Raw genomic sequence first — 22020 nt, forward strand, 5'->3', positions numbered from 1 at the left:
CGGACAAACCGGACTCCATCGCGCACCACCACGTGTTCAAACCGCGCCACAACGTTCAGCCTCGTCGCCGTAGGCGTTACAGGTCCTGCGGGTCTGCTCGATACCGGCTTCCGAACGGCCGGGTCTACGGCGCGAACACGACGACCCCAACCCCGCCCGCTCCCACAACGGACCTACGCCGAACTGGTCGGCGGGCCGCTGGACGGCCTGGTGCTGGACATCCGCAGGTGGCGGACCGAGGAAGTCGACGACGGTGTGGCCCTGTCCACCGAACTCGGACGGTGGCCCGGCGTCCGCGCCCCGTACGATCCGCGCCGCGGCGAATCCCGCACGCCCGGCCCGGGTGTGAGCTGCCGCTTCTACTACTTCGGCGACACGCCCTGACCACTAGCCCGACCACGGGCCCGACCGTGGCACCGGCTGCCTCGACCGCAGGGCCGACCACGGCAGGTCAGGCCGGTGGGCAGCGATTGCCCTGGCGGAGCAGCGGGAGGCGGAGCGGCAGCGGGGTATCCAGGACCGGCCCCGCCCGCCCGACTGCCTGCTCGAGCAGGGTCTGAACCTGGACAGCCCGCCTGTCCAGGTCCACTGCGGCGACTGCTGGAACAAGGGCAAGCGCACCCGCGGCATCAGCCTGGAGAAGCCCGGCGGGCTCTCACGGAGGGAGCCAAAACGTATGGCGTCTGCCGGCCCGACAGTGCCCTCGGCTTCCTGGAGAGCTGGTCCTTGAGTGGCGTGGTCTACCGGCCCGCGACGAGTAGGCTGATCGTTCGTGATCGGACCGGGGAGGTCGGCGTGGACTATGGAGACAAGCTCTTCTGGCTCTCGGTTGTGATTCAACGCAAGTACGCGCAGATCTGCGCCGAGTTCGAATTGACCCCCTCGCAGGCCACGCTGCTCTGCGCCGTCAGGAACGAGCCGCGGCAGATGGCTGACCTCGCCGCGTCGTTGGGTATGACGAAGAACGCCTTGAGCCAGTTGGTCGATCGCACCGTGCGGCGCGAGTTGGTCGACCGGGCAAGCTCGGCGCAGGACCGACGGGTCGTCATGCTCAGTGCGACGCCCACGGGGAAGGTGCTCGCCGAGGCCGTTTACGCCGAGGTCGCCAAGCGCCTGCCCGAGATCGTGAGGAACCTCGACGCCGACGACCAGCGCGACTTCGAGCGCCTGGCCACCGCCATCGTGGACACCTCGGACCTCTCTTCACCCACCTCGAACCAACCCATCACACCGTGAGGTCCCGCTGCACCCGCACCTTTGACGACGTTCATGCCGTGAACTAATTTTGTTCATGCCATGAACTAGTGAAGGGTGGCAGCGATGCGCACACAGGCGACCGGCACGATCGCAGTCTTCGGCGCGACGGGGCAACAGGGCGGGGCGGTGGTCGACGCGCTGCTGGACCACAAGGCGCCGGTGCGGGCTTTGATTCGCAACCCGCAGTCCGACCGGGCTCAGGCGCTGGCCGCCCGCGGCGTCGAGCTGGCGGCCATCCGGGCCGACGACCCGGCGTCGCTGACCGCCGCGCTGGCGACGGTCGAGGGGTTCTACTTCATGACCCCGGAAGCGAACAGCCTCGAAGAGGTCGAGGCGGAGATCCGCGTCGGTACCGCGCTCGTCGACGCGGCGGTCGAGGCGGGCGTCCCACACGTCGTGTTCAACTCGGTCTTCGGAGCGGACCGGGAGTCGGGGGTGCCGCACCACGACTCGAAGCACTCGATCGAGGAGCACCTGAGGAAGTCCGGCCTCAGGGCCACGATGGTTCGCGCGACAGCCTTCATGGAGAACTTCACGAGCGTGATGGCACCGAGCCTGGAGCATGGGGAGATCGTGCTGAGGCTGCCGCTGCCGGAGGACGTCGCCCTGAAGATGATCTCGGTCAGGGACATCGGCCGGGTCGCCGCCGCGCTCCTGCTCGACACCGCGGAGGCGCCCGGCGGAGCCGTCGAGCTCGTCGGCGACGAGCTGACGGGCCCCCAGATCGCCGCGGCGTTCGGCGCGCGCGCCGGGCTCCCGGCACGGTACGAGGCCCTCCCGCTGAGCGTGCTTCCCAACGACCTCGACAAGGCGATGTTCCGCGAGTTCGCGAAGGCGCCGGAATACCCTTCGGACCTCGCGGTGGTGCGCTCGATCGAGCCGGCCACCCTGGACCTGGTCGAGTGGATCCGCGCTACCGGCTGGACCGCGCCCACAAACGTGGCTGGTTCCTGAGCCCTCCGGCCGCGATGAACGCCCCGCGATCGTGCCCACGGTCCCGGCGCTCTGGGCACGGCAACGCATCCGCCCACGGTTGAAGTAGTCACGAAGCTCCCGGGGGCGTGCCCGAGGCGACACCGGCACACTGGTTGTCGAGAGGCCGCCGGTCGACGGCAAGGTGAAGATCCACGTCCAGGAGGCCCCGGGACGCCAACCAAAACACCTCACCGACTATGCCCGCGAGGCCGCCGCCGCGCCGGCGTCTGAACCCGTACAGCGGATGGCCGGAACAGGCTTGACCGTGCCGGCCATCCGCAACGGTGCTCGGCGTCCCGTGCTTTTCCGCTGTTGCGGTTGCTGCAGCCCAGACAGCATGACGGACATCGCCGCCGAAGCCATCACCTTGGAAAGGCAGGCTGAAAAGGCTCACTGTGCCCGTTCGCCGGCTCGCGGCGAGGCAGCGGCGGACGACGTACGGGGTGATTCTTCGATGAGTTGGTCGATGCGCCAGATGTCGGCCAGGGACGTGATCCGCTGCGCCGTGGCCACCGCCACCGCATGGCCGACGTTGTTTGCGGGTCGGTCGTGGGTGCTCGGGTTTGTTGATTGATGCGCAGACTGATCGTCGACAGGAGTGGCTGTTCGGTTGATGGCGGAGGTCGCGGGTATGGTCGGCACATGGGCTTGGACGAGCTTCTGGAGCTGGAGCATCGCGGTTGGCAATCCCTGTGCGAGGGAACCGGCGGGGATTTCTATGGTCAGTTGATGACAGAGAATGGCGTCATGGTGCTCGCGCACGGCCAGGTGTTCCGCCGGCAGGACGTCATCGATTCGCTCAGCGAAGCGCCGCCCTGGCGAACCTACGAGATCACTGAGGAGCGGATGATTCCCCTAAGCGAATCATCTGCTGCCCTGGTCTATCTTGGGCGAGCCTATCGGGAAGGCGCGGAGCCGGCGTTCACGGCACTGATGTCGAGTGTTTATGCGCGACGAGGGACTGAGTGGGCGCTGGCCGTATACCAACAGACTCCCGTGCCCGAGTAGCTGACTCATAGGCCTCCGTCAGGTCTTCGAACTCGGCCAACTGGTCGTCGAACGCCCTCGCCAGCTGAGGCTCTACCACCTTGCTGATCTCGGCCTCGGTCACGTTCTCACTGGTCTTCGGTGCATCCTCCATGATCGGGAGCTGCACCGAACGATGCACAGTCCCGGTCAGCGCGGCGAGCGTGCAGGACTCCATCGCCGGCCAGACCCTCCTCGAGAGGGTCGTCGTCGACCATCCCACCGTGGTGCAAGACCTGGGTCGACGGTGGCTACCGCCAACATCTCCGTGAGCACGCCCCCACCCTCGGCATCGATAAGCACATAACCACCCCGGACGGTGCGTTCGTACCGTATGGCCCCTACGGCTCACGGCGCGGCACCGCCTACGAGTTCGGCTCGGACAGTGCTGATCCACGCCAGTTCCGTCACCTGGGCCAGTCCGGGCAAATCATCCCGGACTGGACGGGACGGGAAACCGCGGACTACACGGATCAGGGGGTCGCGACCCGCGAGGAAGGGCTGCCGTCGCTCTTCCTGCGCCGGTGACGTACCCGATCGTCGCCCTCACGCCCGGCGTTCGCCTCGGCGGGTGACTCGGGGTGGTCCGATGCGGCCCGGGGCCCGGCATGACCACATGCCGGGCCCCGGGCCCGTCAGCCGTACGGTCAGGACCAGTCGGTGCCGTGAGAAACACGTTGTACGGAACATGATCGACGGTGAGAGTTTTCCCGTCCCGAGTTACCGTCGATGTGGCGATGCCCCACGGCGCTGGAAGACAGGAGCCCGCCCGGAGGGCACATGTCTCGTGACCGTGTGACGCGCGCCACAGGAACCGGTGCTGCCGCGTGGACAACTCTGGGGCGTGGACTACTCACTGCACACCCGGATACGGGCAGGCGACCCGGAGGCGTTCCGCGAACTCTTCCGTGACCACGCCCGACTGGTCCACCGGCACGCGGTACGCGTGACCGGGGACTGGACCGTCGCCGAAGACATCGTCTCGCTGACCTTCTTGGAGGCGTGGCGGCTGCGCGCCAGGCTGCGGGACGAAGGCGACAGCGCGCGCCCCTGGCTGATGGGCATCGCCGTGAACGTACTGCGCAACACCACCCGCGCTGCGCGCCGCCACCAGCGAGCCCTGGAGCGCCTGCCGGCCAAGGAAGGGGTTCCGGACTTCGCGGACGAAGTCGTCGGCCGCATGGCCGATGCCGACCAGCTGGCCGCCGCCCAACAGGGCCTGAAGAAGCTGAACCGGAGCGAGCGCGAGGTCTTCACCCTCGCCGTGTGGTCCGGGCTCAGCTATGCGGAGACGGCGGCCGTCCTCGGCGTCCCGGTCGGCACCGTGCGCTCCCGCCTGTCCCGCGCCCGCAAACGCCTGAGCAAGCTGGCCGTCGAAGAACTGAGGAAGAGCAGGGAACCGCTACCGCACAACGGACAAGTACAGGGCGGCCGCACTTCCGCGGTCCGGTCACACGAGTCGTACGAGGAGGGGTCCGAATGACCCGCAGGACGTCGCGGCGACAGGAGCCGCTGGACGACGCGGAACTGTCCCGTCTGCTGCCGGCACCGGGAGACCCACAGCTGTCGCCCGCCCGTCACCTGCTTCTCGAGGAACACCTGATGAACGAGATACAGCGCACCGCACCTGCCCCTGCGCCGCTCCGCCGCATCGCACGCCGTGCCTTGCTGATCGGTGTCCCGGTCACCGCCGCCGCCCTGGTCGGCGCATTCGCCTTCACCACGCTGACCGGTTCCGGGGGCAGTGCTACGACCGCGGCCACTCCGCACCCGGTCGAAGCGCCAGTCGTCCGCATCGAGACCGGCAGCACCGCCCGGCTCGCCTCCACCGTCGAGCGCATCGCCGCCGCCGCCTCGACCGGCAAGACGCCCGAACCCGGCCCCGGCCAGTACATCTACACCAAGAGCAAGGTCTCCTACCTCTCCGTCTCGCACACCGACTCGGACAAGTCCCGGACCTGGGTCCAGCCGCTGCACATCCGCGAGACGTGGAACTCCCCCGACGGCAAGCAGGGGTGGCTGGACGAGCCCGGCTACCAGCCCGAGGGCGGTGTCTCCCTCGACAGTGACGTGGAGAGCACCCTGAACGGCCCCTCCTACCACTACCTCAAGACGCTGCCCACCGACCCGGACGCCCTGCTGAAGAAGATCTACAAGGAGACCGAGGGCCAGGGGAACTCCCCGGACCAGGAAGCCTTCGCCACTGTCGGCGACCTGCTCAAGGAGCAGCTCGCACCGGCCGAACTGAATGCGGCGCTGTACCGGGCCGCGGCCAAGATCCCCGGCGTCGTGGTGGTGGACCGTGCCCAGGACGCCGCCGGACGTGAGGGCATCGCCCTGGCCCACGTCGACCGGCGGAGCGGCGATCGCACCGAGTGGATCTTCGACCGCAGGACGTACACCTATCTCGGCAGCCGGGCCGTGCAGGTCGTACAGACCGACGACGTCGAGCCCGGCACAGTCCTCGAACGCACCGCCGTGCTGGAGCGGGCCGTCGTCGACGCCCAGAAGCAGCGCCCGGGCACGCGAGGGACCGATGTGTGAGAGGTGATCACTCCCGGGGATCCCGCCGGGTCGGGTGGAGGCAGAGCCCCACGCCAAAACGGTGATCTGCCATGCCAACTGAGCCGAGAGGCTCTCGCCGCCGTCCCGCGCGACTGCGCGACGCACGGAACCTCCCGGCTGCTTCGCGCTCGCGTACGAGCCGAGCGCTGGCGAAGCCCCGACCCGTCGGTGGACCAGCCGTCCGGACGGGTGCCGGCCGAGCGGCTCAGAGCCGTGGCCGCGCTGCTGCTGTCGGCCGGCCTGAGCGTCGGCGTCCTGACCGGCTGTTCCTCCGGTCAGGAGGGTGACCAGGCATACGGCTCGTCCCGAGTGACGGCGCAGCAGATGGTGCATCTCCTGGAGCCCTCGCTGCCCGAAGGAAAGGCGGCCGAGAGGCGGGGCAACGGAGTGTCACAGGGCGACAAGCCCGACCGGCTGCCCGCCGCCGAGCTGCTCTTCGGTGACGGGGCGCGGGCGGTCAAGGGATCCGTACAGCTCGCCTGGTATCCCGTTCCGGTCCCCGCGCAGTTGTCCGAGTGTCCCGACACGGCCTCCCACCCCTACAGCCGCTGCACACAGCGTGTGCTGCCGGACGGAGCCAGGCTGGTCCTCGACACATCACCGCATGCGGAGGACAAGCCGGCCGGCGGCGAGCGCTACACCGCGCTGCCGACGTACCAGGACGGCAAGCAGGTCTCCGTTTCCGCGGTCGGCGCCCCGATCGGTCCGGCCCCGGCCGGCAGGGCCCGCTCGTCCTGTCTCTCGGCCAGGTCGAGCAGCGGAACCTGCGGAGGGGCCACCGGACTTGAGGGCGTCGTCGGCCTTCTTGGCGAGGGCACTACCTGAGCCCGACCAAGGCCCAGGCCACACGCCAACGTCAGAGATCTCCGCCGAAACCGGAACGGTTCGGCCAGACGGCATGCCGTCAGCCGTGTCATCGGGAACCGGTCGAGCGTTCGGGCTTCGGCAGCGGGGCGTTCGCGTGGACGGCTCAGCGGCGTGCGTACGCCAACGACCAGGGTCGGCAGTGACTCTGGTGGCCGTCACCGCCCGCTCGAACCGGTCCAAGGCCGACCAGGACCGGCCCAGTGGCTGCCACGGCGGCCGAGGCGCACTGCCGGTACGTCACTGAATGGGTCGCCACAAAGCTTCGCTGGAGCCTGACGGCCGACGAGGCGGAGGTACAGCCATGGAGGAGACGGCGGCCGGCAGGGGTGGCGGGGAGGACTCGCGTGCTTCTTGCCAGTGGGGCCCCCGACACAGCCGCGGCCGCCACGGCGGCCGCCCCCCAGCTTCGACCGCGCCTTTCCCGGCAGCGAGAACCGTCACGGCCGTGCGATCGTCACGTTCCACTCGTCGGTGCCGGTGACCTCGTGCTCCTCACGGGCTCCGGCGTCCTGCGTTCGTCGTGTGCACCGCAGGGGGAGCCGGCCACGTGCAAGGGGTCCGGCGGTAGTCCGCCCTCGCCCCGGATCCCACGCGAGACCGGAGTCGGCGCCGACGCCGCGGCAGCAAACGGCAGTTCGTCCCCATCCCCACCTACCGCCAGGGAGCCGACCGCACCGGGACCGGCAGGCGGATCCGGACCGCCGGGCGGTCCCCGAGCCCGTTGCCGCGGATGTTTGCGAGTGTGACGTGGGCGGGACCCCTTCGTTCGCTTGCAGACGGCTGGGGAGGCGCGCGCCGATGGCTCAACCGGGCGGTCTCAGGCCTCTTTCACCGGATGTCCACTCATGATCGAAACGCGGTTGAAAGCGTTGATGCTGATCGCGACCCACAGGACGGCCGAGATCTGCTCGTCGGTGAGCGCGTCGCGTGCGGCGGCCGACGCGGCGCCCCGTGCGGAGCCGTTCAGATTCGTCGTCGCCTCGGCCAGCGCCAAAGCGGCGCGTTCCGCGGGAGTGAAGACGTCCGTCTCACTCCAGGCCGCCAGCAGTCCGAGACGCTGCGCCGTTTCCCCGGCTTCGAGCGCCGCGTGCGTGTGTGTGCGAAGGCAGTAGGCGCAGCCGTTGATCTGGGAGACGCGGAGGTTGACCAGTTCGACCAGGGTCACCGGCAGCCCGGCGTGGGAGGCCGCCGCGCCGGCGGCTTGTGCGGTCCGTGCGAGGGCACGGAACACGTCGGGGTCGAACTTGTCGATGAACACGCGTTTGTCGCGGCTCGGCGTCGAGGCGGTGGTCAACGGGTGCTCCTTGAAGTCAATAGAATATTGAAAGTTCAACTATATGCTGGAGGGTAAGGCATGAATGATGCCGAGTTCAACCCCGTCGCCGGACACCGCACGCAGGGACCGGAAGGGTCCGCGTCGGCCTCCCGCGCGATGTGCCACTCGGTGGTCCGCGGGTCACGCGCGTGCGCCGCACCCTTCCCCAGCGGGCCCCCAGCTTCGTGGGCGCCTGGTGCTTCGTCGATCACTACGGTCCCGACGACGTCGTCCTGCGCGGGGGGATGGACGTCCCACCGCATCCCCACACAGCACTGCAGACGGCCACCTGGCTGTTCGAGGGGGAGATGGAGCACCGGGACAGCCTCGGCACCCATGCCTACGTACGCCCTGGCGAGCTCAACCTGATGACGGGGGGACGCGGGATCAGCCATTCCGAGGTGTCCACCGCCCGCACGACCACCCTGCACGGAGTGCAGTTGTGGGTGGCCTTGCCGGGGGAGCACCGTGAGACGGCAAGAGACTTCCAGCGGTACGCGCCGCCGCCGATCCGGAAGGACGGAGCAGGGATCTGAGTGTGCCCGGCTCACTGTTCACGGACCCCGGCTACGATCACGACATCCACCGCGCCCAGGTCCGCGCCCGCGGCATCGTGCCTGCCATCGCCAGACGCGGAACCCGGCACGGCACTGGGCACTTACCGCTGGGCCGTCGAACGCGGCTTCGCGTGGCTGCGCGGCTTCGGACGCCTGCGGACCCGCTGGGAAGGCGAGCCGACATCCACAAAACTTCCTCGAAGAGCACAAGGCGTCCTGCACGCCGCCCGCCCTGCGGCCACACCTACGATCGCGGGACCAGCGGCTTAGCGATCTCCTACAGGCTCACCGGAACGATCCAAGCCGGCGGCAGCGCTTCGACCGGAACCCCTCCAGCCAGGAGGCAGCGCCCGCGACCCGTAGGGAGCACGCGCTGCGCCGTGGTGCGTTTCAGATCTGGTTAGCGCCTCCGTCGACGTGGAATTCCACGCCAACGATGTAGCTGCTCTGCTCCGAGGCCAGGAAGGCGACGAGGGCGGCCGCTTCCTCCGGTCTCCCGAAGCGGCCCTTGGGCACGGTCGCGGCGACGGTCTCCTTGACAGCCCGGACGGTCTCCTCGTCGCCGAAGGCAGCCATGCCGCCGGGAGTCTCGATCCATGCCGGCGAGACCACGTTGACGCGGATGTCACGGTCTTTGAGCTCGACGGACCACGCCCGCGCGAAGGCCCGCACAGCCGCCTTCGACGCCGAGTACGCGCCGAAGCCGGCCACGCCACGGGTCGAAGCAGTCGAACCGACCAGGATGACCGAAGCCCCATCCTTGAGCAGCGGCAGCGCCTTCTTCACGGTGAACACCGTGCCGCGGACGTTGACGTCGAAGATCTGGTCGAAGTGTTCCTCGGTGGTCTCCTCCAGCGTCACAAAGGAACCGACCCCCGCGTTCGCCACCAGTACGTCCACACCCGTACCCCTCGCCTGGACCGCCTCGTAGAGCCGGTCCAGGTCCTCCGGCTTGGAGATGTCCCCGACGACCGCGGTGGCCCGGTCCGCACCGATCGTTTCGACGGCGGCCCTCAGTTCGGCCTCACGCCGACCGGTGATGAACACATACGCGCCCTCATCGGCCAGCCGCACAGCGGTGGCCAGACCGATACCGGTGCTGCCCCCGGTGATGACCGCCGTCTTGCGCTCCTGCTGTCCCATGTCCTGTCTCCTCCACTCGCGGGCCAGTCCTTGCGAAATCCACACTGCGCGAAATCGGGGATACAATCCATGACGTAAAGTCGCGGTTTCTTTACGTATCGTCCAGGAGGGTTAGTGCTCGGGTTTCGGGATCCAGTGGCTGACGCGATCGGCCTTCTGCGGCCCCGCACGGTGATCGGTCCCAGTCTTCGTGCCACGGGGGACTGGGCTTTGCGTTTCGCCCCGTTCCCGCATGTGCGGATCGGGGGTCTCGTACGCGGTGCGTGCTGGTTGGTCATCGAAGGGCATGAGCCCGTATTTCTGCGAGAAGGTGACACCTTCATGCTCGGCAACCCTCCGCCCTACGTGCTGGCCAGTACGCTCGACACAGGCCCGCGTCCCGCGGAATCGGCGTGGGCGAGCGCCGAGGACGGGCTCGTGCGAATAGGCCCGGAGTCGGAACAGGACCTCTACCTCTGCCTCGGCGACATCGCGTTCGACGACAGGAACGCGGCTCTCCTGACCGATCTTCTGCCGGCGCTCGTAACCGTTCGTGCGACCGATCCTCATGGCAAACCGCTCGGGCAGCTGGTCGACCTCCTGGTCACCGAGATCGGGGTCCGCGCCCCAGGCGGTCCGCTCGTGGAGAACCACCTTGCACAGATCCTGCTCGTGCACATGTTGCGGGCTCATGCCGCTGAGACCGACCGGCCCACCGGCTGGCTCAGCGCCCTGAACGAGGACGGGATCGGTGCCGCCCTGCGCGCCATGCACGCAGACGTGGCCCGCTCCTGGAAACTGAAGGAGCTCGCCGACATCAGCCACATGTCACGTTCCGCATTCGCCGCCTCCTTCAAGAACCACGTCGGCGTCCCGCCCCTGGAATACCTCATCCAATGGCGCATGAGCCTGGCGCGCGACGCGCTCGCCCGCGACAGTCTCTCGATCTCGGAGCTCGCTCAGGCCACCGGCTACCTTTCCGAAAGCGCGTTCAGTACGGCATTCCGCCGCGTAGTCGGCTCATCACCTACACAGTTCCGAAACCAAACACGACAGCCGCAGCACTCAGCCGGGAACGACGACTGAAGAAGCTGGCTCGTCATCGTTCACGCCGCCCACTATCACCATGACACCAGCACACAGCCCGACGAACCGCGCACTCACGCCAGCCTTCCGTCAGGTCACAACGGTTCAGAAGCACGGGCCTCCCTGGTCGGCCGAGGGCGGCGGTGGCTCAGCGCCAGTCGTCGATCACATACGCGTCGGGGTGGCTGTATCCGGGTTCGTTAGGCCTGTGCATGGTCACGCCCTGCAGCCGAGTGCGTAAACCGCGGTCGATCATGCGCCGATATGTATCCGGGCGGCCCAGGTTCGTTCCGGCATCCAACTCGCCCAGTCCGCGCTCGGCGGCCAACTGCTCGCACGCGTCGAGCAGTCGCTCGAATCGGTTGGCGGCCTCTGGGCCAGGGCGCACGGCGCCGAACTTGACGTAGCACACGTCCGCGCCGGCCTCTGACCCGGCTCCGCAGTGGCAGACGGCCAGGCCGTCCAACTCGGAGCCAGCGCCATGGAGCAGAATGGTGTCACCGACTCCCTGGGCGAGCGCGGTCACGATCTCGCGTTCCAGGTTCAGGCCTTTGTACACGGCTTCCGTCAGTGAGTGACAGAGGTTCAGCGCGGCGGGTCGCTCGGCGGCGGGCAGTTCGCCGTAGAGGGCTCTGCCGGGGACTGTGGCACTGGTCGTGACCTGCTTCTTCATGATGGCTGTGAGGAATCGAGGCCAGAAACCGTACCGGCGGTAGAGCTCAAGATGCTTGGCACTGTGGGAGAAGGTGAACAGACCGAGGTGGGAGTTCCCCCAAGCGTCGAAGCGGTCCATGACCGGCTCCATCAAACGCCGGCCGATACCCTGGTCCCACAGATCCGGATGCACGGTCAGGGGGCCGAAATAACCGATGCTGCCCCAATTGGTGGCGAAGTTCGATCCGACGAGCTCGCCCCCGACTGTCGCCGCGAACGCCGACCGCGGATCTGCCGCCCAGCGGGTGTGGACGTAGTCGACGGTCTCGAAAGGCTCACGGACCCCGAGGAACGTCCCAAAGGCCATCCTGCAGATCTCGTCGGCCCGATCCAAGTCTGACTCCTCCAGCGGGCGGACTGACACCGGAGCCACTCCACCCTTGCGCTCCGCTGCTGGTGAGATCATCACCTTCTCCTTCCCACCCCCCTCCATCGCACCACGGCGGCGCCTGGCGAGCTAGGCGAACGGTCCGGCGATCTCCCCGAGGATCGAGGACCAGGCCAGTCCGCCTTTCCGTTATGCGGAAACCGGGGCAGGCAGCCGGCGCCAGCGATCTCGTGGCCCGTCTGGATCCACTTCGGGCGGCCTCACACGGTACGCGGCCTGAATAGGCTGCTACGCATGCAAGGACTCAGGGCAGCCACCGGCTCGGCATGGGCTTGAGCTGCTTGTTTCCTCTCCTGAACGGCTGTGCGCCGCAGCTGGAGAACGCAATACTGCGGGTCGCGGGGCGAGCCGGGCGTAGGCGGTGAGCGATGTGCAGGGGGTGGATGCTGGCGCCATGACCGGGAGATATCACTGAGAGGGGCCCATCACTCGATCGCGGAACTGCTGGAAAGCGTGCCAGCCCGACGTCTGCCCCGGAGTGATCAGGCCCCCTTCGGCGCAGTCGAGCGCCTTGCACCGCAGAGCCTCGGCAAGACCGAGGACGGGCGTCAGCACATCGTCGCCAGAGCCCCGGATGTGGAGCATGACGGATTCCACCGGGTCCTCTGAGCCGATGTTGAGCTCGATGGACCACGTGGGGCTGGAAATCTCACCCCACTCGGGGTCCGAGAGATCAACATCGGGAACTGCCTGGGTGACAGCCGCGAGTATGTCGCCTCGCCTGCCGAGCGGGGCCGGGATGTAGCCGGCGGGGATCTCCTGCACCGAGGTGACGTCGTCGGGCAGGCGTATGAGGATCACGTCCCAGCTCAAGGGGGGCCTTTCGGATAGGACTTGAGTAGCGGTTACGGTGAGTCAGCTCAGGCTGGTGCGTGTCGTTGTCACGGGATGTTGCGCCCGCTGTCAGTACGCATACAGCGCGGTCAAGGCGGGGAGCCTGCGAGCCATCTCTTCACGATCGTCAAAATCGAAGTCCCAGGCAGGGTCCAGACACGGGTACCGGATGGTGAAGGCGTCGGCGGGAAGTCCCTTGCCAGTGGCCTTCTCGTGGGCGTTCCAGGCGATGCTCAGTATGTCTTCGCAGTCGAGGGCGATACCCTCATCCGCGGCAGTGAGGACGCCAGGGAGTTCGGCAAGGTTGTCGGGGTCCGCGAGGACGCGCTCGAATGTTGTGCGCCCTTGTGCGATCAGCCAGCCGCGGAAGTAGTCGAAGCCATCGTCCGAGCAGCCGCCGTTGACGACATAGGCGGCGGCCCACAGCGGGTTCCGGTAGGAGTCGGCCATGAGATCCCACAGGGTTTGCTGTGCCGCGGTGATCTCCTTGGGCTGAGCAGCGAGCAAGCAACGCGGAGGCATGGCCGGCGATAACGGAACCTTCCCTGGTGTCAGGTACGCGTTCACGAGCTTTCTCGATCAGCGCCCAGAACCGCTCCTTGTCCATGACCGCGAGCATGCCACTACGTACTGACATCGGTCTGAGGCCGTGCCTGTCGGAGGGCACGGCTACCGTGCCGGCATGTCGAACTCATATACGACGTTGTGGACCAACGACTTGTGCCGAGAACTTGAGCGGTCCGGCTATGCCGGTCGGCGGCTGACGATGCTGTTCGGGGGGCCGCACCAGTCGCTGCCGAGCTTCCAGCGCGCGGGGGTGCAGCCTGGCGACCACATCTACCCCGTGCGAGCCCACCGCGCCCGTCTCCATGTGCTGGGGGTGCTGGAGGTAGCTCGCATCGTCCCCTACGAGAACGCCGGCTCGGCGCTTCCCGATGATGACTACGTGAAGTTGCTGGACTGGCGCCCGCTCAAGACCGGATGCGTCACCGAAGTGCTCATCGGGCCGCCAGGTGCCCCGCTCAGGTTCGACACGGTCGTCCCTGGGGGCCTCTTGGAACGGCTGACGTACACATCCCGCCGGGGCGAGCGACTGCTCAAGCACGTCGAGGATGGGCGCCTGATCCGTTCAACGAGCCTCCAGGGCATCTACCGCCTCGCCGCCGACTCGGCCGAAGAGCTTGACCGGCTGATTCGCCACGACGCCCCGAGCGGAGGAGCCGATGAAGTTTGACGAGATCAAGGCGTCCTTCTGGAGCAGAGATACTTACGGTGTCCAGCCTGCCTTGACGCAAGCAACCGTCGCCGACGCGGAGAAAGTCCTCGGGCTGCGACTCCCCGAATCGCTGCTCGGCCTTCTGTATGTGCAAAACGGCGGCGGCGTGACGGCCGACCGTGACGCCTTTCCGACCAGTCAGCCAACCTCGTGGAGCGAGGACCACATCCCGTTCACCGAGTTGATGGGGATCGGCACTGGCGAGCACGGCTTGTCGCTGTTGGACACGCCGTACCTGGTGGAGGAGTGGAAACTGCCGTCTCCAGTCGTGCTGCTGTCCGGTGACGGTCACTACTGGATCGGTCTCGACTACCGGTCCTGCAGCGCGTTGGGTGAGCCGTCGGTGACCTGGTTCGACACCGACTCCGGCGCAGATCTGCCGCTCGCGGCCGACTTCCGGGCATTCGTGGAGGGTCTTCAGCCTCTCAGCAGGTTCGAATGACGTGCGGACCGTGCGCGGTTCAGCCCGGTCTCCTTCGCGACCTCCGACAGGCTCATCGCCCCGGACTCGAACAGCCCGCGAAAACGTCGAAGCCTCATCCATCGCTGCGGGTCCAAGACCACGGTCAGCCGCCCTCCGCCACCCGTTACAGGCCGGCAGCGGACTGCTCACGTTCAGTCCTCGGTACGTCCGGAGGCTGGCACGTTCATCCGTAGGGCACGTTCACATGTACGCCGACGCCACCTCGCCGGACGCATCCGCCGCGATATGGGCAAAGGGCCCAGCGCCGTCACCACCATCATCGACTCCCAGTCGGTGAAGGCGGCCCTCCACGGTCGGCAAGGACTCCCGCGGCTACGACGCAGGCGAGAAGGTCAACGGCCGCAAGCGCCACCTCGTCGTCGACACCCGTGGCTTGCCGCTGAGGTCATGGTCACCCCGGCCGACCTGCACGACTCTGCCACCGCGAAGGAAGCCCCGTTTCGCCTCCGCCTCATGCACCCGGAGATCACCATCGTCCGGGCCGACTCCGCCTGCGCAGGCATGCTCGTCACCTGGGCCAAGAAGCACCTGAACGTGACGATCAAGACCGTCTCCCGGCCGAATGACACCTCCGGCTTCCTCATCCTGCCCCGCCGCTGGGTCGTCGAGCGGTCCCTTGCGGGTGCTGTCGTGCCCCGATCGCGGAGATCCGCTACCGCAGAGGTGTGTTGTGGCTCGAGCATGCTGCGGTAGCGGATCGGCCGAGATATGCCGGCCCGTAGCCGATCTTCCGACGTCAGGGCTGCTCGGTGAGGCTGAAGCTTTGAGTTCGGGAGCCGTCGCAGGGGCGTTGCGTGAGCTGGATGCCATCGGCGGCGGTATCGGCTGCGCTGAGGCATTGTCCGCTGTGCCGGGCGGTGAAGTGGTACGTTCCGTCGGGTTCTGCGACAGGTTGCCACTGCTGGTTGGTGCCCCCGGCGTACGACCACAGTTGCAAGGGCGCGTTGCCGGCCGTGGAGCGGTCGGTTACGTCGACGACCTGCTGCGGGTTACCGCGCGCCGCAATACGCGCATATCCGCCGTCGGTGGAGCGGAACTGGAACTGCTGCGCTGCGGTGCCGTTGCACCTGTACTGCTGGATTGGCGTCCCGTTGACCGTGCTTGCCGCGCGGGCGTCCACGCAGGCTCCGTTGGACTGGCTGGACAGGGAATACCACGCAGTCCCGGAGATCCCGTCCGCCGGTGGCTGGACTGTGTTTCCGCCGAGCCATTTCAGGCCGTCGAGCAGCCACCGGTTCTGGACAGAACTGGCGAACGTGGATGAAAGGGCCGTGTTGGTCTCGTAGTTCATCGCGTTGTGCCCGAAGTTCGCATACAGCATCTTGTACTGGCTGTTGGTCCACACGATGGGGTAGTAGCCGTCGTACCAGGTCTGGTTGGGGTCGGTTCCCAGGGGGAAGCTGCTGGGATCGACGGAGGCGAGGATGTCGATATCGGGGTTGCCGCGGAGGTCGTTGGACCAGCTGTACCATTCGCTGACCGACGAGGTGAAGCCGGCGGGAAGGTTTGTGGTCGACGGATGGCTGGGATTCTCGACGCGTAGCTGAGCAGTGGTCGGCCCCCAGGTGTTGGACCTGAAGTTGCCGCTGCCCAGGAACTGGTTGTAGTACCACGGCCAGTTCTGGGCCTGTGTCGTGAACGCGGACACATGGAAGCCGAGCCAAGCACCACCGCCTCGCATGTACCGTTCGAAGCCGGCGCGCTGAGCAGGGGTCGTCGGGGCGTCGTCCAAGAATACGACGACGTCGTATGCGTCTGCGCCACCGTTGGCGAGCAGATTCCAGTCGGTGGTGGAGGTGTACGTGAATCCGTTGTCTGCTCCAGCACGCGGGAACCAGGCGTTGGCCTCGCGGACGAAGTTGATGTGAGCTGCATCCCAGGTTCCGTTGTAGAACGCGAGCACCTTGAACGGTGCGGCTGCAGCGGGGCGTGCAGCGGCCGCGGGGGATGCTGGGGCCAGCCCGAGGAGGGCGGCCAAGAGGAAGAGGACGGACATCAGCGACCAGGACACGCGGGGCAGAGGTACGTCTGTCGAGGGCATGCGGCCTCCTGCTTGGCGGTTTTTCGAAGCGGACAGCGCGGCGTGGCGGACACGTCAGCCCCGGTACTGCGCCAAGATGCGGGTGAAGTCCCAGGGCTGCTGCCCGACTCCCGAGCACGTGTCGGCTCCACCGCCGGCACACGGGCGGTCGCGATTGACGGACCAGAACGTCAGACGTGCAAGGTGGTGCTGCTGGGCGTAGGCGAGAATGGTCCGGAAGTCGTCGACCGTGATTGTCTCCCCGACGTCGGTGACGCCGTTCATTGAGGAAATCCCCATGTGCCGGTAAGCCTGGTCGTCGCTGTAGCCGTAGGCGTTCTTCACCGCGGCCTTGAGGCCTTCGGCGGCGCGAGTGGTGAGGGCGCCCATGTTCTGGCCGTTGCCGCCGAAGTTGAACGGCATGATGGTCCAACTGTCCACGGTGAGGCCTGCTGCTGCGGCCCGGTCTATCAGGCTGGTGTCGGGACCGCTCTGCCCGGTGCCGAAGGTGACGTACACCTTGATGCCGGGATTGCTGGCCTTCACGGTCTTCAGCGCATCCACCGTGCGCTGCTGGACGACGGGACTGTCGTAGGCGGCGGCCTCGATGTCGATGTCGATGGCCTTCAGGCCGTACGTGTTGATGACTTTCTGGTAGGCGGCGGCCAGTTCCCCGGCGCTGGAACAGGAGCTCTCAAGCTTGTTGCCGCTCCACCCGCCAAAGGAGGGGATGACGTCACCGCCATTGCTTCGCACAGTACTGATGGTCTGTTGGTCAACTCCTCCGGTCAGTGCACGGCTCCCGTCCCACTGAGGGTTGCAGTACCCGTTGCTGAGGATGAACGCGAGCGTGTACCACTTGACCCCGGTCGCGTTGGTCACGGTGGTCGGACTCGGGGGACTGCCCCACCCGTTGTACAGGTACGGTGCCACGGCCATCGGGGCCCCGTCGCCCGGAGGAACGCCGTCGGCAGCCGGTGCGCTCCACTTCTGGTTGCCGGCTCCGGTGCAGCTCCACAGCTGCAGCCGAGTGCCGTTTGCCGAGGAGCTCCCGGTGACGTCAGCGCACTTGTCGGCCGCAGGGTTGACGATGTCTCGGGCCGTGGTCACTTTCCATCGCTGATTCGCCGCACCTGTGCAGTCCCAGATTTGGAGTTTGGCACCGTTGGCGACGGACCCGTCGACGACATCCAGGCACTTCCCCAGTGCCCGAATGGTGCCGTCGGAGCCGACCGTCCACTGTTGCGCTGCGGTGCCGTTGCAGTCGTAGAGCTGCACAGCAGTGCCGTTGCTGCTGTTCGCTCCGGCGACATCCATACATTTACCGGACAGGCCGGTGATCTGCCCGGTGGCGGCAGAAGCCGGTGAAACCGTCAGTGCACCTGCGGCGATGGCAAGTACGGTCGCAGCGATAGCAGTAGCAGGCAGGCTGAGGCTGGAGAAGGGTCTGGTCATCAAGGCACGGCCTTTCGCACGGGGCGGTCGGGGTGGGGGGTCCGAGCAACGCGACGTTCACATGGATGAACTCTGGGCGCATTCTGGAATGACCTTGTGATGCGTGAACCTAAAGGTCCGGACCAGAAGCGTCAAGATGTCAGGAGCAAGGAACTAGGGTCCGTCTTCAAACGGATCTTGCCCAGAGCAGGAACGACGTGAGTGTGACCGCCGCTTCGTAGGAAGTGGCGGTCTTGTCGTATCTGGTGGCGATGCCGCGGAAGCCCTTGAGCCGGTTGAAGCAGCGTTCGATCACGTTGCGCCGCCGGTAGGTCTCCCGGTCGAAACCTGGCGGCCTGCCGCCGCAGCGGCCGCGTTTGTGTCGGTGCCGTCGCTGGTCGGCCTTCTCGGGATGACGTGCGCAATGCCGCGTTGTCGCAGGTAGGCGCGGAAGCCGCGGGAGCTGTAAGCCTTGTCTGCGATGACCTGGTCGGGCCTGCAGCGTGGCCGGCCCGGGCCGGTCCGGGGAACGCGGATCCGTTCCAGCAGCGGGCGTGCGCAGACACTGTCGTGGCGTTGGCCGGGCGTCACCAGGATCGCGAGCGGGCGGCCCTTGCCGTCGCAGGCGAGGTGGATTTTGGTGGTCAGTCCCCCTCGGGATCGACCGAGGGCGTGATCGCCCGGTTCGTCCTGCCGGTGCCGCCCCTTTTCGGCCCGTGGCGGCGGCGTGCTGGTGAGCGCGGACGATGGTGGAGTCGATCTGGACCAGCCAGTCGATGTCGCCGGCCGCGTCGGCGTGGGCCTGGATCTGCTGCAGGGCTTGGGTGAACACCCGAGGGCGTAGCGGCGGAAACGGGTGTAGACGGTCTTCCACGGCCCGTAGCGTTCCGGCAGGTCACGCCAGGAGATCCCGGTACGGATCTTGTAAACCATCCCGTTGATGACCTGACGGTCCTCCACGCGAGGCCGCCCTGTCGCGGCCCGGGGTATCAGCGGAGCGAGTAACTCCCACTCCTGGTCAGTGAGTTCATGACGACGTACCACGACACCATGATCTACCACCTGAATGATCTTTGAAGACGGACCCTAGTAGTGCTTCGTTACGTTGAGTGATCTCGGCTGGTGGTGGGCATCTTCCCGGTATAAGGCTGGGGGAGGTGGAACGGCTCCGGGGTGAGTTGGCGGGGTTCGTTGCCGATGTGTTCGCCTCGCTGCCGCGGCGGGATCAGCGGCGATGGGGTGCGTGTTACGTGGTCTGATGCTGGACGGGCGGCGGAAGTCGATCCAGCCGATGGCCGAGCGGCTGCCGGACGGGAACATGCAGGCCCTGCAGCAGTTCGTGAACCAGTCGCCGTGGGATCCGCTGCCGGTGCGGCGGCGGATCGCCGAGCGACTGTCCGAGGTGATCACACCTGAGGTGTGGGTGGTGGACGATGTGTCGTTTCCAAGTGCGGCACCGCGTCGGTGGGGGTGGCTCGGCAGTACTGCGGGGCGGTCGGCAAACGGGCGAACTGCCAGGTCGCGGTCAGCGTCCATGCCGCCACCGACACCGCCTCCTGCCCGTTGAACTGGCAGTTGTATCTGCCGGGCGAGTGGACGGATGCACCGGAGCGGTGCCGCAGGGCAGGGGTGCCCGACGAGGTGGTGCACCAGGAGAAGTGGCGCCTGGCATTCGGTCTGCTCGACACGCTCGGCGAGTGGCAGCTGAAGGCGCCGGTCATGGTCGCCGACGCCGGCTATGGCGTCAGCACCCCCTTCCGGCTCGGTCTTCAACAGCGCGGGCTGGCCTATGTGCTGGCGCTGACCGGGAAGGAAGTCGCCCATCCGGAGCATGCCGAGCCGTACCAGCCCGCTTACGGCGGGCTCGGTCCGCCGACGCTGCCCCGGTATCGCATTCCACCGCGAGCCGTCTCCGTCCTCGCGGCCGAGGCCGGTGCCGGCCGGTTCACCGAGGTGGCCTGGCGCCAGGGCCGCAAAGGCGCGATGACTCACGGTTCACGGTCCTGACCGTCCGGCCTGCGGGCAAGCAGCCCGTGGGCGCAGCTCAGGAGGCGGGCGGCGGCCGCAACCGGTGGGACGGCGTCCTGCCCACCCAGACACTCCTGGTCGAATGGCCGGACGGCCAGGACGCTCCGACGGGCTACTGGATATCGAACCTGCCTGCCACCACCCCGGTCGCCGACCTGGTGCGGTGGGCGAAGATGCGCTGGCGGATCGAGCACGACTACCGCGAACGCAAGCACGGCCTGGGACTGGACCATTTCGAGGGCCGCACCTGGCGCGGCTGGCACCACCACGTCACCCTCGTCACCGCCGCCCAGGCATTCCTCACCCTCGGGCGGCTCGACCCAAAAGCCCGCACACCAGCCTGACCCTCTACCAGGTCCTCCACCTCCTCCAGGACCTACTGAGGTGCTGGGCCGGTGCCTGCACCACCTGCGGCCGCCCCCTGCACAGCCCACGAACCCGCCACAGACAACCCAGAACATAACGAAGCACTACTAGTCGATCCCCCCCGGCAGGTCGGCGTCGGCCTGGACCGTCTGCAGGAGCCGGTCCCAGGTGCCGTCCGTCTGGTGCATCGTGATGCTGCAACCGCCTGACGCCACCGGAAACCGGTGGTTATGCTGCAACTATGTCTGTCACCACGATGACCCTGCGCGTTCCCGATGACCTTGCACCTTCGATCCGGGCAGCCGCATCCGAGGCCGGCCTGAGCGTGAACGCGTACGTCGTGCGCGCCGCCCGCCGCGCCGCCACTCTCGATGCTGCGAAGCAGCTCGCCACGCTCGGCCTTGGCGATGACCTGGCGGGCGAGGGCGACACCCTGTGAACCGTGGAGAAATCTGGTCGCTCCCCGACGGCCGCAACGTCCTGATCATCAGCCTGACCGGCCTTGAAGAGGCGTACGGCGCTGTCCTCGTGATCGTGCTGCACGACAGCGGCCGCTACCCCGACACCGCCATGTCCGTCGTCATCGGCGACCCACTCCCGTGCACCGCCGTTGCCGTCAACATCGCACAACTGCGCGTCGACCGGTTCGACGGCGGCAAACTCATCGGCCCCGTCGACGCCGCGGCCATGACCCGCGTCGACGCCGCCCTGCGCGCCGTCCAGGACCTGTAACCACTTCCGCAGCCCGGCCTGCTCCCGCACGGACCGGGCCTTTCAGTTGCCGCCAAGTGCAAGCTGCTCGGCCAGTCGACGGTTCATCGGCGCACTGCATGGCCAGTGGGGGGCTGTGGGCGCGCACCAGAGGGGTTCGATGCGCCATGCTCTACGCCTACACGCTGCTCCAACCTGACATTGCCGCCCGCGTCCGCGCTGTCTTCCCGATCCTGGGCACCCCGGCCGGCCTCGCCGCAGAAACGACCGTGTGCGCCCAAATGCTGCAGGCCGTGAGCCGCGGAGACAACCTCGTCCTCGAAGGCCCGCTCCAGGACTGGTCCGAGAACCTCCGCAGCCGCTGACTGGTGCGACCCGTCCAGCCTCCTGCGCTGGCTGAGGTCGGTTTTGCGGGCAGCCATGAAACGGCGGGATCTCTCATTGCCGCAGCCCAATTCAAGCGCACGTGAGGCTGTCGGGGATGTTGGTCATACCGCCTCGGGTGATCACGTAGATTCCCGAATCCGGTGCCGTTTCGACCGAGTCGAGCTCGAGCAGTTCGATGTCTACGTAGGGCGGCCAGCTCGTGGATGCCTCTGACCACCACAGGCCGTCCAGTTTGACCCCCGTCAGATTCGCCTGGCGCAGGTCTGCGCCGATGAAGTCGTCCAGGAGGCTCAGCAGTGTCTCGTAGTCCGGATGGAGGCTCTCGCTGAGACCGAGACGGGCGATGACCTCTGAGGTCAGGGCGCGCAGGAGGTCCTGAGCTCGCGCGAGGGCACCGTCCAGGGCAAGGGCGTAATGCGCGTGACCGTGTCCTTCGACGTACTCAAGCACGCACAGCAGGTCATGCGCACACAGGGCGGCCCGGGCAGGCAGTTCCTCGACATTGCGGTCGACAAGGAGCGCACGAGTGCAGTTGACAGCCATCATCCGGTCGGTGTCGAACTGGTGATTCGGGCCGCTGCTCCGCGGCTCACGGTACCTGAGCCAAG

24 protein-coding genes and 4 pseudogenes are annotated in these 22020 nt (G+C 67.3%); 19 read left to right on the forward strand and 9 right to left on the reverse strand.

Annotated features, from left to right (window positions below; all coding sequences use genetic code 11):
- The first annotated feature begins 210 nt into the window (after nt 1–210).
- From F3L20_RS35785 to F3L20_RS32550, 9 genes and pseudogenes are all read left to right on the forward strand, one after another.
- Nucleotides 211–384 (forward strand): hypothetical protein, encoded by a 174-nt coding sequence (locus F3L20_RS35785; protein WP_431193211.1) that lies wholly within the window; start codon nt 211–213, stop codon nt 382–384.
- 411 nt (nt 385–795) lie between these two features.
- On the forward strand, nt 796–1236 hold the full coding sequence (locus tag F3L20_RS32515; protein ID WP_150157684.1) for a MarR family winged helix-turn-helix transcriptional regulator: 441 nt from the start codon (nt 796–798) through the stop codon (nt 1234–1236).
- Between the two features lie 84 nt (nt 1237–1320).
- Nucleotides 1321–2211 carry an NmrA family NAD(P)-binding protein gene (locus F3L20_RS32520; RefSeq protein ID WP_150157685.1) on the forward strand — a complete coding sequence of 297 codons (891 nt, stop codon included), beginning with the start codon at nt 1321–1323 and terminating at the stop codon, nt 2209–2211.
- Nucleotides 2212–2569: 358 nt separating this feature from the next.
- Entirely contained in the window at nt 2570–2806 is a 237-nt protein-coding gene (locus F3L20_RS32525; protein WP_150157686.1) for a hypothetical protein, read from the forward strand.
- A 68-nt stretch (nt 2807–2874) separates the two neighbouring features.
- Entirely contained in the window at nt 2875–3240 is a 366-nt protein-coding gene (locus F3L20_RS32530; RefSeq protein WP_150157687.1) for a nuclear transport factor 2 family protein, read from the forward strand.
- Nucleotides 3241–3401: 161 nt separating this feature from the next.
- A pseudogene (locus F3L20_RS35505) lies at nt 3402–3576 on the forward strand (IS5 family transposase); the annotation flags it as partial.
- A gap of 526 nt (nt 3577–4102) precedes the next feature.
- Complete coding sequence (locus F3L20_RS32540; protein WP_150157688.1) at nt 4103–4741, forward strand: RNA polymerase sigma factor; 639 nt, start codon at nt 4103–4105, stop codon at nt 4739–4741.
- A complete protein-coding gene (locus tag F3L20_RS32545; RefSeq protein WP_150157689.1) occupies nt 4738–5802 on the forward strand; it encodes a CU044_5270 family protein in 1065 nt (354 codons plus the stop codon). The genes F3L20_RS32540 and F3L20_RS32545 overlap by 4 nt, the downstream gene beginning before the upstream one ends.
- 189 nt (nt 5803–5991) lie before the next feature.
- Complete coding sequence (locus F3L20_RS32550; protein WP_150157690.1) at nt 5992–6648, forward strand: hypothetical protein; 657 nt, start codon at nt 5992–5994, stop codon at nt 6646–6648.
- Nucleotides 6649–7507: 859 nt separating this feature from the next.
- Here the strand turns inward: F3L20_RS32550 and F3L20_RS32560 are convergent.
- The gene (locus F3L20_RS32560; RefSeq protein WP_150157691.1) at nt 7508–7984 is read right to left on the reverse strand and encodes a carboxymuconolactone decarboxylase family protein; all 477 of its coding nucleotides are present in this window, start codon (nt 7982–7984) and stop codon (nt 7508–7510) included.
- Between the two features lie 95 nt (nt 7985–8079).
- Here F3L20_RS32560 and F3L20_RS32565 point away from each other — a divergent pair.
- Together F3L20_RS32565 and F3L20_RS32570 are read left to right on the forward strand one after the other, a co-directional pair.
- A pseudogene (locus tag F3L20_RS32565) lies at nt 8080–8538 on the forward strand (pirin family protein); the annotation flags it as partial.
- Nucleotides 8539–8546: 8 nt separating this feature from the next.
- Nucleotides 8547–8753, forward strand: a pseudogene (locus F3L20_RS32570) (transposase); the annotation flags it as partial.
- Between the two features lie 199 nt (nt 8754–8952).
- Here the strand turns inward: F3L20_RS32570 and F3L20_RS32575 are convergent.
- The gene (locus F3L20_RS32575; RefSeq protein WP_150157693.1) at nt 8953–9705 is read right to left on the reverse strand and encodes an SDR family NAD(P)-dependent oxidoreductase; all 753 of its coding nucleotides are present in this window, start codon (nt 9703–9705) and stop codon (nt 8953–8955) included.
- Between the two features lie 114 nt (nt 9706–9819).
- Between F3L20_RS32575 and F3L20_RS32580 the strand changes: the two genes are divergently transcribed.
- The gene (locus F3L20_RS32580) at nt 9820–10770 is read left to right on the forward strand and encodes an AraC family transcriptional regulator (RefSeq protein ID WP_150157694.1); all 951 of its coding nucleotides are present in this window, start codon (nt 9820–9822) and stop codon (nt 10768–10770) included.
- Nucleotides 10771–10918: 148 nt separating this feature from the next.
- Here F3L20_RS32580 and F3L20_RS32585 read toward each other — a convergent pair whose 3' ends face one another.
- The 3 genes from F3L20_RS32585 to F3L20_RS32595 form a co-directional block, all read right to left on the reverse strand.
- Nucleotides 10919–11890 (reverse strand): GNAT family N-acetyltransferase, encoded by a 972-nt coding sequence (locus F3L20_RS32585; RefSeq protein WP_167534742.1) that lies wholly within the window; start codon nt 11888–11890, stop codon nt 10919–10921.
- A 390-nt stretch (nt 11891–12280) separates the two neighbouring features.
- Nucleotides 12281–12685 (reverse strand): hypothetical protein, encoded by a 405-nt coding sequence (locus F3L20_RS32590; RefSeq protein WP_150157695.1) that lies wholly within the window; start codon nt 12683–12685, stop codon nt 12281–12283.
- Between the two features lie 90 nt (nt 12686–12775).
- Nucleotides 12776–13273 (reverse strand): DUF4240 domain-containing protein, encoded by a 498-nt coding sequence (locus tag F3L20_RS32595; RefSeq protein ID WP_346768152.1) that lies wholly within the window; start codon nt 13271–13273, stop codon nt 12776–12778.
- 115 nt (nt 13274–13388) lie between these two features.
- On the opposite strand from F3L20_RS32595, the gene F3L20_RS32600 reads away from it, so the two are divergent.
- The 3 genes from F3L20_RS32600 (at nt 13389) to F3L20_RS32610 (ending at nt 15159) form a co-directional block, all read left to right on the forward strand.
- The gene (locus F3L20_RS32600) at nt 13389–13940 is read left to right on the forward strand and encodes a hypothetical protein (RefSeq protein ID WP_240811027.1); all 552 of its coding nucleotides are present in this window, start codon (nt 13389–13391) and stop codon (nt 13938–13940) included.
- Nucleotides 13930–14424, forward strand: coding sequence for an SMI1/KNR4 family protein (locus F3L20_RS32605; protein WP_150157696.1), 495 nt, complete (start codon nt 13930–13932; stop codon nt 14422–14424). The genes F3L20_RS32600 and F3L20_RS32605 overlap by 11 nt, the downstream gene beginning before the upstream one ends.
- Nucleotides 14425–14691: 267 nt before the next feature.
- Entirely contained in the window at nt 14692–15159 is a 468-nt protein-coding gene (locus F3L20_RS32610) for a transposase (RefSeq protein ID WP_346768153.1), read from the forward strand.
- 43 nt (nt 15160–15202) lie between these two features.
- On the opposite strand, the gene F3L20_RS32615 is transcribed toward F3L20_RS32610, so the two are convergent.
- The 3 genes from F3L20_RS32615 to F3L20_RS32625 form a co-directional block, all read right to left on the reverse strand.
- The gene (locus tag F3L20_RS32615; protein ID WP_150157697.1) at nt 15203–16507 is read right to left on the reverse strand and encodes a ThuA domain-containing protein; all 1305 of its coding nucleotides are present in this window, start codon (nt 16505–16507) and stop codon (nt 15203–15205) included.
- A 54-nt stretch (nt 16508–16561) separates the two neighbouring features.
- Nucleotides 16562–17941 carry a ricin-type beta-trefoil lectin domain protein gene (locus tag F3L20_RS32620; RefSeq protein WP_150157698.1) on the reverse strand — a complete coding sequence of 460 codons (1380 nt, stop codon included), beginning with the start codon at nt 17939–17941 and terminating at the stop codon, nt 16562–16564.
- A 291-nt stretch (nt 17942–18232) separates the two neighbouring features.
- Nucleotides 18233–18982 carry an IS5 family transposase gene (locus F3L20_RS32625; RefSeq protein WP_431193212.1) on the reverse strand — a complete coding sequence of 250 codons (750 nt, stop codon included), beginning with the start codon at nt 18980–18982 and terminating at the stop codon, nt 18233–18235.
- Between the two features lie 80 nt (nt 18983–19062).
- Here F3L20_RS32625 and F3L20_RS32635 point away from each other — a divergent pair.
- The 4 genes and pseudogenes from F3L20_RS32635 (at nt 19063) to F3L20_RS32650 (ending at nt 21390) form a co-directional block, all read left to right on the forward strand.
- Nucleotides 19063–20292, forward strand: a pseudogene (locus F3L20_RS32635) (IS701 family transposase).
- Nucleotides 20293–20555: 263 nt separating this feature from the next.
- Nucleotides 20556–20753: a toxin-antitoxin system HicB family antitoxin gene (locus F3L20_RS32640; RefSeq protein ID WP_224228317.1), complete on the forward strand. Its 198-nt coding sequence runs from the start codon at nt 20556–20558 to the stop codon at nt 20751–20753.
- Nucleotides 20750–21046, forward strand: a complete 297-nt coding sequence (locus F3L20_RS32645) for a hypothetical protein (RefSeq protein WP_150157699.1) — start codon at nt 20750–20752, stop codon at nt 21044–21046. The genes F3L20_RS32640 and F3L20_RS32645 overlap by 4 nt, the downstream gene beginning before the upstream one ends.
- A gap of 146 nt (nt 21047–21192) precedes the next feature.
- A complete protein-coding gene (locus F3L20_RS32650; RefSeq protein ID WP_206338963.1) occupies nt 21193–21390 on the forward strand; it encodes a hypothetical protein in 198 nt (65 codons plus the stop codon).
- Nucleotides 21391–21481: 91 nt separating this feature from the next.
- Here the strand turns inward: F3L20_RS32650 and F3L20_RS32655 are convergent, their stop codons facing one another.
- Complete coding sequence (locus tag F3L20_RS32655) at nt 21482–21958, reverse strand: hypothetical protein (RefSeq protein ID WP_150157700.1); 477 nt, start codon at nt 21956–21958, stop codon at nt 21482–21484.
- Nucleotides 21959–22020 lie beyond the last annotated feature (62 nt).

The sequence above is a fragment of the Streptomyces tendae genome (assembly GCF_008632955.1).
GTDB lineage: Bacteria > Actinomycetota > Actinomycetes > Streptomycetales > Streptomycetaceae > Streptomyces.